Raw genomic sequence first — 16,996 nt, forward strand, 5'->3', positions numbered from 1 at the left:
TACTAAAAAAGTGATAAGTCATAATTTTTCCCTTAAAAATTTATCAAGAATCATAGTTTTTTATGAAATAACAGGATACTACAGGTTGTGAAATGTAAAAATAACACTTATCTTTAGTCCCAAAATAAACTAACTATGCTAAACCGCTTTTCCATTTTTAAGACTTTACTTCTTTTTGTTGCCCTTTTTTGTTGTTCGTTATCATCAGCACAAGAAAAACCAAGAGAAGCGACATGGATCTGGTATCCAGGAGATTTCGAAGTTTGGTTAAGCAATAAAATGCAGGTAAGACGTACAGAGCGTGAAGCAGTATTTCCTCCGCTTTGGCAATATTACAGTCCTTATGCTTTGGTCACTTTTCAGACAGAAGTAGAGATTCCAAAGCCAGACGAAGTGAAAATCTTTTCAGAAGGACCTTTTCAATTACTTTTAGATGGCGTTCAAATTTATGGACAGCCAAAATCAATATCAGTTCCTGCGGGAAAACACAAAATTTCCTTTAAAGTTTACAATCAGGAAGTATTGCCAGCTATTTTTATTATTGGAAAATACGTTAAATCTGATGCTTCTTGGAAAGTAACCAACGAAGATAAACTTTGGATTGACGAAACGGGAAAAGCGCAACAATCGGGTACACCTTGGGTTCCAGTTGGTTCTTGGAATTTTAATTCGCCAGAAAATAAACCTTCGGGTTTTAAACTAACAACTAAACCTTTAACTGCAAAGAAAACAGAGAAAATAGGAACTGGTCAACTAGTAGATTTTGGAAAAGAAACTTTCGGTTACATTAAAATACATGGTTTAAAAGGAAAAGGCAAATTAGCGCTTTATTATGGTGAATCTCGTGAAGAAGCTTTAGATTCTGCTAAATGTGAAACTTTAGATCATTTATCTTTTGATGGAAAACAATCTGAAACTTATACACATGATGGCTCGAAAGCATTCCGTTATGTTCAGGTGCAAGCAGATGCAGGAGTAAAATACGATTCTATTTCGATGCTTTATGAATATTTGCCATTAGATTATCGTGGCTCATTCAAATCTTCGGATGAGCAATTGAATAAAATTTGGGATGTGTCGGCTTATACCATGCATTTAACTTCTCGTGAATTTTTCATAGATGGAATTAAACGTGACCGCTGGGTTTGGTCTGGTGATGCTTATCAGAGTTATTTAATGAATTATTATTTATTCTTTGATTCGGCTTCGGTAGAAAGAACATTGTTAGCACTTCGCGGAAAAGATCCTGTAACGGCTCACGTCAATATCATTATGGATTATTCGCTTTATTGGTTTGTTGGCGTTTACGATTATTACTTACATACAGGCGATACAAAATTCATCAAAACTTTTTATCCAAGAATGAAATCGCTTATGGATTTCTGTTTAGAAAGAAGAAACAAAAATGGATTCCTGGAACCATTAGAAGGCGATTGGGTTTTTATTGATTGGGCAGACGGACTTCCAAAAACGGGAGAAGTGAGTTTTGAGCAAATGCTTTTAGCAAGAAGTTTAGAAGCGATGGCTGTAAGTGCAGAAATTGCTGGTAAAACTGAGGACCAAAAACAATATCAAAAATTAGGAAATGATTTGAAAACGAAATTATTTGATGTGTTTTGGGATAAGAAAGAAAACGTGATGAAACACCAGCGTATCGACGGTAAAATTCAAAATATTGTAACTAGATACGCTAATATGTTCGGTATTTTCTTCAATTATTTTAATGAAGAACAAAAACAAAGTGTAAAAAATAAAGTACTACTAAATAAAGATGTTCTTCAAATTACAACGCCATACATGCGTTTTTACGAATTGGAAGCCTTGTGTGCAATGGGCGAACAGAATTATGTTTTAAAAGAAATGAAAAACTATTGGGGAGGAATGCTGAATGAAGGCGCAACCTCTTTCTGGGAAGAATACAATCCGAACAAAAAAGGAACAGAGCATTTAACGATGTACGGTCGTCCTTACGGAAAAAGCCTTTGTCACGCTTGGGGTGCAAGTCCTATTTACTTATTAGGAAAATATTATTTGGGTGTAAAACCAACGGCTCCTGGTTATTCCCAATATGAAATTAAACCAAATTTAGGGGGGGTAAAATGGATGGAAGGAAAAGTGCCAACACCAAACGGAGAAGTTGACGTGTATTGCAGTACCAAAGAAATTAAAGTAAAAGCAGGCGAAGGAGAGGGAAAATTGATTTTTGAAAGTGCCAGCAAACCCAAAACAAACTCTGGAACGATTACAGAATTAGCAAAAAACAAATATCAATTGATTGTAAAACCGAATATGGAGTATAAAGTGAGTTATAAGGCTTTGTGAGTTATGAGTGATTAGTAATTAGTCGTTAAGTTTTAAGCGTTTAGTTTGTCATTCCGACCGAAGGGAGGAATCACACACGTAACCACAAAGATTGTCACGTTCCGTTCAGTTTGTCATTTCGACGTAAGGAGAAATCTTCGCAAGTAGCTCCGCACCGAATGTCGCCAATCTTTGTAGAGTTTCTCGCGAAGATTTCTCGTTCCTCGAAATGACAAGATTGAAGAAATTCAGAGTTAATAAAAAATAAAAAACCAATGTTTTCAAAAAACACAAAATACAACTTCAAATTAAAAACAGCATTCTTAATGCTATTAACCGTCTGCATCCAAGCCACAGCACAAAACACCGCATGGAAACCAGCATCATTTGAAATTGTAAAATCCAATTACAAAACGTTCAAAACCACGCAATACGCTCATGTATTTTCAGGAAGCAAACATAATATTGTTCGTTTAGCTCCAGAATTGCAAGGTTTAACAGGAATTGAACTTCCTCTAGATCAATATAAAAACGGAAATAATACTCCATTGCAATTAAAGTTTAAAGAGCCTGTAACGGTTTTAATTGGTGTTTTTCAGGATAAAAATGCAGAATATCTACAAGGAAATCAAATTGGAAATAATAATGAGATTCTTGAAAATGGAGTTACAATTACAGGTTTACCACCAGTAAGTGTGTATGCAATTCCGTACGGGAAAGGAACTCACACTATTTTGCCAAATCAAAAAGGATTATTTGCTGTTTTGGGAGTTTTGAGAAGCGACCAGCAGTTGAATGCGAGAAATGCTAAATTACCAGACGGAAAACTTTGGAATCCAACTTTTATTGTAGAAGGATTTTCAGATGAAAAACCGCTCTTCGAAATTATCGGCGGAGAAAATAAACCCGTTATAGATGAGGGAATGTCTGGAACAGAAGGCATTCAAGGAGGTTTTGAAGGCGGACGTGTGGTGAAAGTCGGAGATACGTATCATATGTTTCCAACCGAAAGAGCAGGTGAAAAAGGCGTTGATTACTATTACGATCGTGTAAAAACCAAAATCGGACATTGGACAAGTAAAGATGCCATTCACTGGAAAAGAGAATCTACAATTTACCAAGCAAGTGGTGTTTATGCCGTTACAGAAGACGATAATCCAATGAATGACCGTCGTGCAGCTATTTGGTCGTATATGCCTGTTTTTAATGAAAAAGCAAACAAATGGTACGGCTATTATTTGGCGTATACCGTTAGTAAAGAAATAGAACCAAATCATTCATTCGGAAGAATTTGGCGTTGTGAATCAACGGTTGATGGAATCAACGGAATTGGCGGACCTTACAAAGATATGGGAATCATCATGGAGCCCGGACTAGATTCTCAACCTTGGGAAGGGCGTCAGGGTGTGGCTTCCTTTTTCCCGTATAAAGTAGGCGATAAATACTTCGGATTTTACAGCGGTGCATATCCATTCAATTCATGGGCAGATTATCCGAAAAAATCAGGAAAGGGATGGTTTGTTGCATTAGCCGAATCTAAAAGTTTAGAAGGCCCTTGGTTGAGAATGAATAAAGGTTTGGAACCAATTAAGACCATGCATCCGTTATTCGTCGAAAACCCAATTGTAAGCCAATTACCAAACGGTCTGTACATCGCGATTTTCGACGGAGGCCCAGACGGTTGGGGACATCATTTGCCAAATATGATTGCGTATTCATTATCTGCAGACGGAATCAATTGGGCAGAAGCACATTATTTACCAATCGAAACCAAAGTCGATAAATGGTGGGATATTATGAGAACTCCACTTTGTTTAATTCCAGAAGGAAACGATGTGTACACAATCGTGTATAATGCCATCGACCTAAAAAGAAGATTTCATCCAACAGGAATGGTAAAAGTCAAACTGAATAAAGACGTTATGGAGTCTAAATTAAAAGAATTGAAGAAATAGAAGAGAGTGGGGAAGAAGAAAGATGCAAGATGCAAGATTTTAGAATATAGAGAATAGAAACTTTGCGACTCTGTGACCTTGTGAGATTGAATCGTTTGAAAACAAAAAAACTTAGTCCCGATAGCTATCGGGATAGCGCCTTAGTGGCAAAAAAAATATAAAAATGAAAATTAAATATCTAATCGTAGCCGTTTCAGCACTTGCTATAACCAGCTGTGCAACTAAATACAAGAAAAGAGAAATTACCGATAGCGTAATGCAGGAGATTTACGAGGAAATCAAAACGCCTTATAAATACGGTTTAGTGATGGTTCCTACCGACAACTCATACAAAATGGATTGTCCGAGTGTATTTAGAAAAGATGGCAAATGGTATATGACGTATTTAATTTACGACGGAAGAGGTTATGAAACCTGGTTAGCTGAAAGCGAAAATCTTTTAGATTGGAAACATCTAGGAAAAGTAATGTCATTTTCAGAAAATGAAAAACACTGGGATGTCAACCAAAAAGCAGGTTATATTTCGTTGCAAGATCCAACTTGGGGCGGAAGCTACGAATGGGAAAAATACGATGACAAATACTGGATGAGTTATTTTGGCGGAGACAGTAAAGGTTACGAAGCGGGTGTTTTATCAATCGGAATGGCATTTACCAAAGAAGCGCCGACAAAACCACACGAATTTCAGAGATTAGAAAATCCGGTTTTAACGCCAAAAGACAAAGATGCCAAATGGTGGGATAATAGTACGATGTACAAAAACAGCGTGATTCGTGATAAAGACAAAGTTACAGGACACAATTTCATCATGTATTACAATGCCCGTGGCGATAGTATCAATCCTGCAAAAGGTGCTGAGCGTATTGCTATGGCGGTTTCAAACGATATGAAAACATGGAAACGTTATGGCGATAAACCATTAATAAACCATCATAAAGGAATTTCCGGAGATGCTTATATTCAGCGTATTAATGATACTTGGGTAATGTTCTATTTCGGTGCTTTCTGGACAGGTTGGAATCAAGGTGCATTTAACCGTTTTGCCGTTTCAAATGATTTAGTAAACTGGACCGACTGGAAAGGAGATGATTTAGTAAAATCTTCTGAGCCTTACGATGATTTGTTTGCGCATAAGTCATTTGTTGTAAAACATGACGGCGTTGTCTATCATTTTTACTGTGCCGTTAACAAAGCAGAACAAAGAGGAATTGCCATTGCAACGTCTAAAGATTTAGGAAAAAGCAAATTGACTTTTGTGGCACCACCAGAGAAAAAGAAGAAATAATTATGAGTTATGAGTTATGAAATACCATAATACTTCCAACTGAAACGACTCCGTTAGGAGGCTCTCGTCGGTATAAAAAAATAGCGCATAGAAAATTTTGTCCCAGAGGGACAATTGAATCAAAATAATAATGAACAATAATATAAAACCAATGTTTACATCAAAATCAAAATACAATAATCCATTTTCCAGATTACGATTTTTGACGTATACATTTTACATTTTACTATTCACAACTTACACGCAGGCACAATCCGTAACAGGAGAACCAGCGGGAGTTCCAGAATTGCATAAAAAATACGAATTTGCTCCTTGGGAAGATCCAACAATTACAAGCATCAACAGACAGCCCTCAAGAGCAACTGCTTATTCGTATGCAAGTGTCGAAGACGCTTTAAAAGGCGACAGAACCAAAAGCCGAATCCAAATGCTAAACGGCGATTGGAATTTTAAATATGCTGTAAATCTAAAAGAAGCCTCAAAAGATTTTTATAAAAATACCGTTTCAGGTTGGGATAAAATCGAAGTGCCTTCAAACTGGGAAATGAAAGGATACGATAATCCAATTTACAAAAGTGCGGTTTATCCTTTTAGACCTATAAATCCGCCTTACATTCCTAAAGATTATAACGGAGTTGGTTCTTACCAGAGAAGTTTTACGGTTCCGGAAAACTGGAAAGATATGACCGTGACTTTGCATTTTGGAGCCGTAAGTTCAGGTTTTGAAGTTTGGCTAAACGGAGAATTTTTAGGTTATGGCGAAGACAGTTTTCTGCCATCAGAATTTGATATTACACCTTATTTGAAAGCAGGAGAAAATGTAGTTTCCGTTCGTGTAATCCGTTGGACAGATGGTTCTTATTTAGAAGATCAGGATCATTGGCGCATGAGCGGAATCCAACGTGAAGTTTTCATTATGGCCGAGCCAAAACTGCGTATTCAGGATTTCTTTGTTCAGACTAAATTAGACAAACAATATACAGATGCGATTTTTAAACTGCGTCCGAAAGTAGAGAATTTAACTGGAGCAAAAATCAAAGATTATACGATGAATGTTCAATTGTATGATGGCAATAATACGGCCATCTTCAAAGAACCGCTTCAAAGACCTGTGATCGATTTGATTAACGAAAGTTATCCTCGTTTGGATAATGTACGTTTCGGATTCTTCCAAGAAACCATCAAAAACCCAAAAAAATGGAGTTCAGAAGAGCCGAATTTGTATACGATGGTCATTTCTATAAAAGATAAAAACGGAAATGTTACCGAAGCCAAAAGCTGTAAAGTGGGTTTCCGTTCGATTGAATTCTCGAAAGAAAACGGAAAAATGCTCATCAACGGAAAAGAAACCTACGTTTATGGCGTAAACCGTCACGATCATCATCCAACAAGAGGAAAAGCCGTTACTAGAGAGGATATCAAACAAGATATTACAACGATTAAAAAGTTCAATTTCAACTTTATACGTACAAGTCATTATCCAAACGATCCTTATTTCTACGAATTATGCGATCAGTACGGAATTATGGTAATGGATGAAGCCAATCAGGAAACACACGGAATTGGCGGGAAATTAAGCAACGATCCGCTTTGGACAAATGCTTATATGGAAAGAATGATCAGAATGGTTGAAAGAGATAAAAATCATCCATCAGTTGTAATGTGGAGTTTAGGTAATGAAGGCGGAAAAGGTCCAAATCATGCTGCAATGTCGGGTTGGGTTCACGATTTCGACATTACACGTCCAGTTCATTATGAACCAGCGCAAGGAAATGCCAAATTAGACGGATATATAGATCTGCTGGATCCAGGATATCCAAAAACAATTGATCATGCTTATCGATTCGAAAATCCGCAGGATGATTCGTATGTTGATATGGTCAGCCGTTTTTATCCGGGAGTTTTCACACCGAAATTTTTAGTAGATCAAAAGAAAGATACTCGTCCGATTATTTTTGTGGAATATTCTCATGCAATGGGAAATTCAGTTGGAAATTTAAAAGAATTATGGGATGAATTCCGTTCACTTCCAAGAGTAATTGGAGGTTGTATTTGGGAATTTAAAGATCAAGGAATCTTGAAATTTGATTCGAGATCAGGCCAGCATTATTTTGCTCATGGAGGAGATTTTGGCGAAAAATACCATGATGGAAACTTCAATACAAAAGGAATTGTAGATTCTAACGGAAAACCAAAAGGATCTATTTTTGAAAACAAATGGGTGTATCAGCCAGCGATTTCAACTTTAAACGGAAATCAATTAGAAATTAAAAATCGTCAGGCAGTTAAATCTTTAGAAGGATATATTCCGGTTTTAAAAGTGTTGGAAAACGGAAACGTAATTAAAACTCAGGTTTTGAAACCGTTTAAAGTAGAAGCAGGACAATCAACAACTTTAGATATCAGTTCTTATCTTCCAAAAATGAAAGCTGATGCTGAATATATTTTAAATATAGAATTCCAGCTTTCAAAAGATGAATTATGGGCTTCAAAAGGTTACGCTGTCGCGGAAGATCAATTTCTGCTGAAAAAGAAAGAGGCTGTTTCGCTAGAATCTAAAAAAGAAACGCTGAACGTTTCTGAATCAGATTCAGATTTTAAAATCAAAGGAAAAACATTTGATATTACGATTGGAAAGACAAATGGCGCTTTGAGTTCGTATATTTTTAACGGAGAAGAACAAGTTTTTGCACCGCTATTACCAAACTTCGTAAGACCGCTTACAGATAACGATAAACGCGGATGGAAATCGCAAAAGTTGTTGAAACAATGGTACAAAGCAAAACCAAAATTGGTTAATATTAAAATTGACAAATCAGCTTCAGAAATCAAAATTACAAGCGATTATGAAGTCATAAAAGACAGTGCGAACGTAAAAGTAATTTACAATATTTTACCAAACGGATTAATAAAAGTCGATTACAGTTTAAAAGCTTCAAACAAACTGCCGAACATTCCAAAAATCGGAATGCAGATGGGAGTTCAGAGAAAATTCGATCAGATTTCATGGTACGGAAAAGGGGAACTGGAAAATTACAGCGACAGAAGTTTCGGTTCGTTTGTTGGAAAATATTCGCTTCCAATAAATGATTTTATCGAACATTATCCAAAACCGCAAGAAAACGGAAACCGATGTGATGTAAGGTGGATGGCATTAAGCACTCCGCAGAAAAACAACGGATTTTTAGTAGTTAACGATACCAAAGTTTTAAGTATGAGCGCATGGCCGTATACACAGGAAAACTTAAGTTCATCTGGTCATACATACGATTTGAAAGATCCAGGATTCTTAACTCTAAACATTGATTTAATTCAAATGGGAGTAGGAGGAAACGACAGTTGGACGATTGTAGCACAGCCATTGGAACAATACCAGATTAAATCTGGAAATTACGAGTATAGTTTTTATTTGACGCCTTTCAGCGGTTCAAAAAATCAATTGGAAAGTAGTTTGAAGAAGTTTAAATATTAGGAATTGATAATTGATAATTGATAATTGATAATTTTAAAATTAAGAACTAAAAGTTTAAGGTACAGTTTGTCATTTCGAGGGACGAGAAATCTTCGTAAGAAACTCTACAAAGGTGATCCACCATACGGAGCTACTCACGAAGATTTCTCCTTACGTCGAAATGACAAAAAAGACGAAAAAAAAGTAAAAAAATCTGCCAAATCAGCCAAATCTGCGAGAGTAAATTTTTCCCGCATATTTGACAGATAAAACAGATTGTCAAAAAAAATAAAGAATAATGTTTCAAAAAAAACTCGTCTTTTTTATTCTTCTTTTAGCGAGCATCGTCTCTGCACAAGAAGTCCATAAAAAAGAAACCTCTTTTCAGCCAACATTGGAATCCTCTAGACCTTGGGTTTATTGGTATTGGATGAAATCTGCGTATTCTAAAGCAGGAATTACAGCCGATTTAGAAGCTATGAAACAAGCTGGGATTGCAGGTGCTTATTTAATGACCATAAAAGGGCCAGCCAATCCGCCATTGATAGATCCGCCGGTTTTACAGTTGACGCCTGAATTTTGGGATATGATTCATTGGGCATTCAAAGAAGCAGATCGTTTAGGGTTAAAACTAGCTTTTCACGGAGCTGACGGATTTGCCGTTGCAGGCGGGCCATGGATTACGCCAGAAATGTCGATGCAAAAAGTAGTCTGGTCAACAACTGAAATTTTAGGTGGAAAAAAAGTGGCGCTGAAATTGCCAATCCCAACACATTACAAAGACTATTATAAAGACATTGCCACTTTTGCGATTCCGATTAAAGAATACCAAATTACTTCGCAGATGCAACTGCCAAAAGTAACAACATCAAACAATACTGATGCTTCGTTTTTGGCTGATCCTAAAAAAGATGAAAATTTCAAGTTTGCTGATGCAGGATGGATTCAATACGAATTTGCCCAGCCTTTTACCTGCAAATCTATTGTAATTGAAACCAAAGGAAGAGATTTTCAGGCACAACGTCTTATTGTAGAAGTGAGCGATGATGGAGTCAATTTTAGATTCCACGAAAGAATGATTGCACCGCGTCACGGCTGGCAGGATATGGATTTTCCAAATACACATACTATTACGCCAGTTACAGCAAAATATTTCCGATTTGTGTATGATCCAAAAGGAACAGAACCTGGCGCAGAAGATTTGGATTTTGCGAAATGGAAACAGAATCTGAAAGTGAGTAAAATAACCCTTTCGAATCAATCACTGATTAATAATTACGAAGGGAAATCAGGCGCAATCTGGCGTTTGACTCCACAAACTACTGAAAAAGAAATTCCAAATTCTGATGCATTCAAAAAATCAGAGATTATCAATATTTCCAATTTTGTTGATGTCGATGGAAACCTGAATTGGAAAGCGCCAAAAGGGAAGTGGAAAATCATCCGTATGGGACATACTTCTACAGGACATGAAAATGCAACTGGCGGAGCAGGAAAAGGACTGGAAGTTGATAAATTTAATCCAGAATTAATTCGTTTTCAGTTGGATCATTGGTTCGGAGAAGCCGTTCGCTCTGCTGGTCCTGAACTGGCTTCAAAAGTTCTGGAAATCCTCCATTTTGACAGCTGGGAATGTGGAAGTCAAAATTGGTCTTCGGTTTTTCAAGCTGAATTTAAAAGGAGACGTGGTTATGATCTTGTAGAATATCTGCCAGTTATGGCTGGAATTCCAGTAGAAAATGCCGATTTCTCAGAGAAAGTTTTATACGATATTAGAAAAACAATTGCCGATTTAGTTGCCGATAATTTCTACGGCACGATCGCTCAGATTGCTAAAGAATATAATGTTAAGCTGAGTGCAGAAAATGTAGCGCCAGTTGTAACTAGCGATGCATTGCTTCATTATAAATATGTCGATTATCCAAGTGGAGAATTTTGGCTGAAAAGCCCAACACACGACAAACCTTTTGATATGGTTGATGCCATTTCGGGCGGACATATTTACGGAAAAGATATTATTCAGGCTGAATCTTTTACGGCATTGAGAATGGATTGGGACGAACATCCTGGGAATCTAAAAACAACAGCAGACCGTAATTACGCTTTAGGAATCAACCGTTTATTCTATCATGTTTTTGTGCATAATCCGTGGACGGACAGAAAACCCGGAATGACTTTGGATGATATCGGGACTTTTTTTCAGAGAGACCAAACTTGGTGGAAACCTGGAAAAGCTTGGTTTGATTATTGCCAAAGAGTCCAGTTTCAATTACAAAAAGGTAAACCAGTAATTGATTTAGCCGTTTTTATTGGAGAAGATTTTCCTTCCCGTTCTTTTGTTCCAGATCGTTTAGTGCCGTTTATTCCGAATGTGTTTGGTGCAGCAAGACTCGAAAGCGAGAAAATTCGTTTAGAAAATGAAGGTCAGCCAACGGCAAAAATGCCAAAAGAAGTGACCTATTCTAAAAATATAACTGATTTATCACAATGGATCAATCCGCTAAATGGTTATCAATATGATTCTTTCAATGCTGATGTTTTAATTAATAGAGCGAAGGTAGTAAACGGAAAAATTTCGTTTGAGGGCGGAATTGAATATGGGGCTTTATTCTTTCCAGGAAGTCATAAAATGGCACCAAATAAGATGCTTTCTTTGGCTTCTGCTGAAAAAATCCTGCAAGTGCTAAAAGAAGGAGCAACGATTTTTGTAGATGAAAAACCGAATCTTCAGCCAGGAATTAATTCAGAAACTGATCAAAAGAAATGGCAGAATGTAATTGATGAAATCTGGAATAATGCCAATTCTTCTTCATGGAAAATCGGAAAAGGAACGGTTATTAAATTGCCGTATTTAGGAAATGATTTTGCTTCCATCGGAATTACACAAGACGTTTATTTTTCAAATTTAAACCGAGCTGATTCAGAAACATTGGCTTGGACGCATCGTAAATCGGATACTGAGGATATTTATTTTATTTCCAATCAAAAAGGAGAAAAAAGAACATTTGATGCTTCTTTCAGAATAGCTGGAAAAGTTCCCAAATGGTATAATCCTGTAACAGATCAAACCTCGGCTTTAGCCAATTGGAAGATAGAAAACGGAAGAACAATTGTTTCGATAGCTTTAGATGCCAACGAATCTGGTTTTGTGATTTTTAAAGGAGAAACGAAAGAAGTTTTAGCTCAAGGAAAATCTTCTGAATTTGAAAAAGTTCAGACTTTCGATGAAAACTGGGAATTGCAATTTGATCCTGAATTTAAAGGCCCAAAAGAAGTGGTTAAAACGAACAAACTTTTTGATTGGAGTACTTCTGAAAATGATCAAATTAAGTATTATTCAGGAACCGTAGTTTATAAAAAAGAGTTTGTCTGGAAAGGAAAAAGCACAGATAAAATCTGGCTGGATTTAGGCGAAATTGCCAATATTGCTGAAATCAAGATTAATGGAAAAGATTGCGGAACGCTTTGGACTTTCCCTTTCAAAACAGACATTTCAAGAGCTTTGCAAAAAGGAAAAAATACAATAGAAATAAAAGTTACAAATACTTGGGCAAATAGATTAATTGGTGATCAAAAATTGCCAAAAGGAGAAAGATTAACCTGGACAACAGCGCCATTTCGTTTGGAAGGCGAACCATTGTTAAAAGCGGGGTTATTTGGGCCGGTTATAATTTTACAGGAGAAATAAATGTTAGCCACAGATTAAAATGATTAAAAAAGGATTATTTAATCTGTGATAAAAGAAGAGTTAGATGAATTGCCTCCAGCTTTAGCTGGAGGTTTAGAAGAAAATAAGAATTGGGCTTTAGCCAAACTAATTATTTGGCTAAAGCCCTAAAAATGCAAATATTTTATAACCTCCAGCTAAAGCTGGTGGCAATTGAAAAAGCAAGTGACAGATTATAATGATTAACATAGATTAGATATTAGCGAGAATCCGTGAGATAATGAACAGACAAAACAATTCACGAATTATTTTTAGAATAAGAATTGTGGAAAATTCGTGAATTCGTGGCGAAAAAAAAATCTTTCTAATCCTTTTAATCTGTGGCAAAAAATAAACAAAAAATGAAAAAATCAATTATTGCATTATTAACGATTTTAGCAAGTTATCAAATCAATGCCAAAATCAAATTGCCAGCATTGTTCTCTGATAACATGATGTTACAGCAAAAATCCAATGCGCCAATTTGGGGCTGGGCAGAAAAGAACGCCAACATAGTAATCAAAACTTCGTGGGATTCTAAAACCTATAAAGTAAAAGCAGACAATTCTGGAAAATGGAAAACAGAATTAAAAACGGTTTCTTTTGGTGGGCCATACACGATTGAAGTATCGGAAGGAAACGAAAAAGTAACCATCAAAAATGTTTTGTTGGGAGAAGTCTGGCTTTGTTCAGGGCAATCGAATATGGAGATGCCATTGAAAGGATTTCAAGGACAACCCGTTAAAAACGGAAATGAAATCATAGTAAGATCAACCAATAAAAACATTCGTTTAATCACAATTCCAAGAGCAACAGTTTTGGAACCTTTACAAGATTTTGAAGGAAAATGGGAAGAAGCTTCTCCTAAATCGACGTCTAATTTTAGTGCGACGGCTTGGTATTTTGGGTCGCTTTTGCAGGAAGTTTTAAATGTTCCTGTGGGATTAATTCATGTTTCTTACGGAGGTTCGAGCATGGAAGCTTGGATGAATCAGGAAATGCTGAAAGATTTTGCAAGCGCTAAAATTCCGACTACAAAAGAAGAATTGGCAAAAGATCCAAATCGTGTTCCGACGACTTTGTTTAACGGCATGCTTTCGCCTGTAATTGGTTACGGAATTAAGGGCTGTATTTGGTACCAAGGAGAATCGAATTACGAAAGAGCTTCTGAGTATACTGCTTTAATGAAAAAAATGGTTTCAAGTTGGAGAACATTGTGGAATCAGGGAGAATTTCCTTTTTATTTCGCTCAAATTGCGCCGTTTAATTATGCTTCTTTTCATCCAAAAGATTATTTGGAAAAATACAATTCAGCTTACGTCAGAGAAGCGCAGTTTAAGGCTTCGAAGGAAATTCCGAATGCAGCAATGGCGGTTTTGATGGATGTCGGAGAAGAAAACAATATTCACCCAATGGACAAAGAAAAAGGGGGAAACCGTTTGGCTTTTCAGGCTTTGGCAAGAACGTACGGAATTGAAGGATTCGAATTCGAAAGTCCGAAATACAAATCGATGGAGATAAAAGACGGTGCTGTAACGGTCTCTTTTGATGATGTTGCAAATGGAATTACATCTTATGACAAAGAGGTTTTTGGTTTTGAAATAGCAGGAGCAGACAAAGTTTTTTATCCAGCGAAAACTGTGGTAAGAAGAAAATCTGTGGTTCTGACTTCTGATAAAGTAAAGAATCCTGTTGCAGTAAGATATTTATGGAAGGATTTCGCTAAAGCGGAATTGTTTAGCGCAGGAGGCTTGCCAGTTTCTTCGTTTAGAACAGACGAATGGTAATTTATAATGGTTAATTGTTAATTATGAATTGTAAATGATTAATGATGAGTTTAACGACTAGTTTGTCATTTCGACGAAGGAGAAATCTTCGCAAGTAGCTCCGCAATCTTTGTCGATCATGCAACGAAGATTTCTCCTTCGTCGAAATGACAAAAAAACTTTAAAAAGAGTAAAATTGAAATACATTAAATACATACTTCTCTTCACAACGCTTTGTCTTAAAGCGCAAATCCCTGCGCTTGATAATTATAATCAGGTTTGGACAACGCAGAGCCAGAATTCGTCAGAATCGATGCCTTTGGGTGGCGGTGATATTGGTATGAATGTCTGGGTAGAGAAAGGTGATTTGTATTTCTATTTTTCCCGAAGCGGAACTTTTGACGAACATAATACTTTATTGAAATTAGGACGTGTAAAAGTGACTTTAACGCCGAATCCATTCGCAGGAAAAGAAGGGTTTCTTCAGGAATTGAAATTGAAAGACGGTTATGTTTTTGTTGGGCAGAATGATACAAAAATCAAACTTTGGGTAGATGTTTTTACACCGATTATTCATGTCGATTTAGAAAGTAAAAATGCTTTGCAAATGACAGCTTCGTATGAAAGCTGGCGTTATCAAAACCGTTATCCGAAAGGAAAAGAAAATAATGCCAATTCTTATAAATGGGCGCCTCAGGGAGAACTTATTACGTATAAAGATTCTATTTCGTTTGAAAATAACGGAATCAAATTTTACCACAGAAACAGAGAAAATACTGTTTTTGATGTAGCGGTAAAACAGCAGAAAATGGAATCGGTAAAAGACCAAATGCTGAATCCGATTGCGAATCTGACTTTTGGTGGATTCATGAAAGGCGATAACTTAAAATCAGACGGAACATATCTTGGAAAATATCAAGATACCGATTTTAAAGGTTTTAAATTAACAAGTATAAAACCATCCCAAAAACATTCGTTAGAAATTTATTTAAATACCAATCAATCTGATTTTTATACTTGGGATAATGGATTGAAAAGTTTGATTTCGGCAAACAAAAACACAGCAAAACAAGCAGAAAAAAACACTCAAAAATGGTGGAATACTTTCTGGAACCGCAGTTTTATTTTTACTCAAAAAAATCAATCGACTGCGAAAGATTCGGTGTATCAAATTGGGCAGAATTATCAGTTGTTCCGATACATGCTCGGATGTAATGCGTACGGAAAATATCCGACCAAATTCAATGGCGGACTTTTTACAGTTGATCCTGTTTACACCAATAAAGATCTGAATTTTACGCCCGATTTTAGAAATTGGGGAGGAGGAACTATGACAGCTCAAAACCAGCGATTGGTTTATTTTCCGATGATAAAAAGTGGTGATTTTGATATGATGAAATCACAATTGGATTATTATTTGAGTTTGCAGAAAAATGCCGAATTAAGGAGCAAAGTTTACTGGAATCACAATGGAGCATCATTTACAGAGCAATTAGAAAACTTTGGACTTCCAAATCCAGCTGAATACGAATGGAAACGTCCCGCAGATTACGATCCGGGAATGGAATATAATGCGTGGCTGGAATATGAATGGGATACCGTTTTAGAATTCTGCCAAATGATGTTGCAGCCAAAGGAATATGCAGGAGAAGACATTCAAAAATACAATCAATTTATTATAAGCTGTCTTCGTTTTTTCGATGAACATTATCAATATTTAGCAAAGCAGAGAGGTAGAAAAGCTTTGGACGGAAACGGGAAATTAATTCTTTTTCCGGGTTCTGGTGCAGAAACGTATAAAATGGCGAATAATGCCAACAGTACAATTTCGGCATTGCAAATAATTACAGAAAGTCTTTTAAACCTTTCGGGAAGTCAATTGTCTAAAGAAGACGTTGAATATTTAAAAGCATTTCAAACTAGAATTCCGCCTTTGAATTTTGGGCAGATTGAAAATCATAAAGTTTTGCTTCCTGCCAAAACATGGGAAAGGGTTAATAATTCGGAAGTGCCACAATTATATCCTGTTTATCCTTGGGGAATTTATGGTATTGGAAAACCTGATTTGGAAACAGCGTTGAATACTTGGAAATACGATCCTGATGCTTTAAAATTTAGAAGTCATATAGGTTGGAAACAAGATAATATTTTTTCGGCTCGTTTGGGATTAACTGAAGAAGCGATGAAATACAATACACTTAAAATGGCGAATTCAGAAAGACGTTTTCCAGCTTTTTGGGGACCTGGTTTTGATTGGGTTCCAGATCATAATTGGGGCGGGTCAGGAATGATTGGCATGCAGGAAATGCTTTTGCAGGAAGCAGACGGAAAAATCTATCTTTTTCCAGCGTGGCCAAAAGATTGGAACGTTCATTTTAAATTACACGCCAAACAAAATACCACAATTGAAGCCGAACTCATGAATGGAGAATTGAAGGTTTTAAAAGTAATTCCAGAAGAAAGAAAAAAAGACATTATAAATCTGTTAGGAAAATCTGAAGCAGAGAAAACGAAATTAAACTAACTATTGCT

At 36.4% G+C, this 16,996-nt stretch carries 7 protein-coding genes; all 7 read left to right on the forward strand.

Going from position 1 to position 16,996, the window contains the following annotated elements:
* Positions 1-135: 135 nt before the first annotated feature.
* The 7 genes from AAYQ05_RS13090 (at position 136) to AAYQ05_RS13120 (ending at position 16,988) form a co-directional block, all read left to right on the forward strand.
* A complete protein-coding gene (locus tag AAYQ05_RS13090; RefSeq protein ID WP_343543895.1) occupies positions 136-2,322 on the forward strand; it encodes an alpha-L-rhamnosidase-related protein in 2,187 nt (728 codons plus the stop codon).
* 254 nt (positions 2,323-2,576) lie between these two features.
* Positions 2,577-4,256 (forward strand): glycoside hydrolase family protein, encoded by a 1,680-nt coding sequence (locus tag AAYQ05_RS13095; protein ID WP_343543897.1) that lies wholly within the window; start codon positions 2,577-2,579, stop codon positions 4,254-4,256.
* Positions 4,257-4,419: 163 nt separating this feature from the next.
* On the forward strand, positions 4,420-5,541 hold the full coding sequence (locus AAYQ05_RS13100; protein ID WP_343543899.1) for a glycoside hydrolase family protein: 1,122 nt from the start codon (positions 4,420-4,422) through the stop codon (positions 5,539-5,541).
* Positions 5,542-5,671: 130 nt separating this feature from the next.
* Positions 5,672-9,013, forward strand: coding sequence for a glycoside hydrolase family 2 TIM barrel-domain containing protein (locus tag AAYQ05_RS13105; RefSeq protein WP_343543901.1), 3,342 nt, complete (start codon positions 5,672-5,674; stop codon positions 9,011-9,013).
* A gap of 277 nt (positions 9,014-9,290) precedes the next feature.
* Complete coding sequence (locus AAYQ05_RS13110; RefSeq protein WP_343543903.1) at positions 9,291-12,680, forward strand: glycosyl hydrolase; 3,390 nt, start codon at positions 9,291-9,293, stop codon at positions 12,678-12,680.
* Between the two features lie 380 nt (positions 12,681-13,060).
* Complete coding sequence (locus tag AAYQ05_RS13115) at positions 13,061-14,485, forward strand: sialate O-acetylesterase (protein WP_343543905.1); 1,425 nt, start codon at positions 13,061-13,063, stop codon at positions 14,483-14,485.
* Between the two features lie 175 nt (positions 14,486-14,660).
* A complete protein-coding gene (locus AAYQ05_RS13120) occupies positions 14,661-16,988 on the forward strand; it encodes a DUF5703 domain-containing protein (RefSeq protein WP_343543906.1) in 2,328 nt (775 codons plus the stop codon).
* Positions 16,989-16,996: the final 8 nt, after the last annotated feature.

The organism is Flavobacterium movens, from assembly GCF_039581425.1.
Classification (GTDB): Bacteria; Bacteroidota; Bacteroidia; order Flavobacteriales; family Flavobacteriaceae; genus Flavobacterium; species Flavobacterium luteolum.

Bases quoted from the DNA above. Each gene is read 5' to 3' on its own strand.
- AAYQ05_RS13100 (WP_343543899.1), top strand. From the start codon at position 4,420: ATGAAAATTAAATATCTAATCGTAGCCGTTTCAGCACTTGCTATAACC.
- AAYQ05_RS13090 (WP_343543895.1), top strand. From the start codon at position 136: ATGCTAAACCGCTTTTCCATTTTTAAGACTTTACTTCTTTTTGTTGCC.
- AAYQ05_RS13110 (WP_343543903.1), top strand. From the start codon at position 9,291: ATGTTTCAAAAAAAACTCGTCTTTTTTATTCTTCTTTTAGCGAGCATC.
- AAYQ05_RS13105 (WP_343543901.1), top strand. From the start codon at position 5,672: ATGAACAATAATATAAAACCAATGTTTACATCAAAATCAAAATACAAT.
- AAYQ05_RS13115 (WP_343543905.1), top strand. From the start codon at position 13,061: ATGAAAAAATCAATTATTGCATTATTAACGATTTTAGCAAGTTATCAA.
- AAYQ05_RS13095 (WP_343543897.1), top strand. From the start codon at position 2,577: ATGTTTTCAAAAAACACAAAATACAACTTCAAATTAAAAACAGCATTC.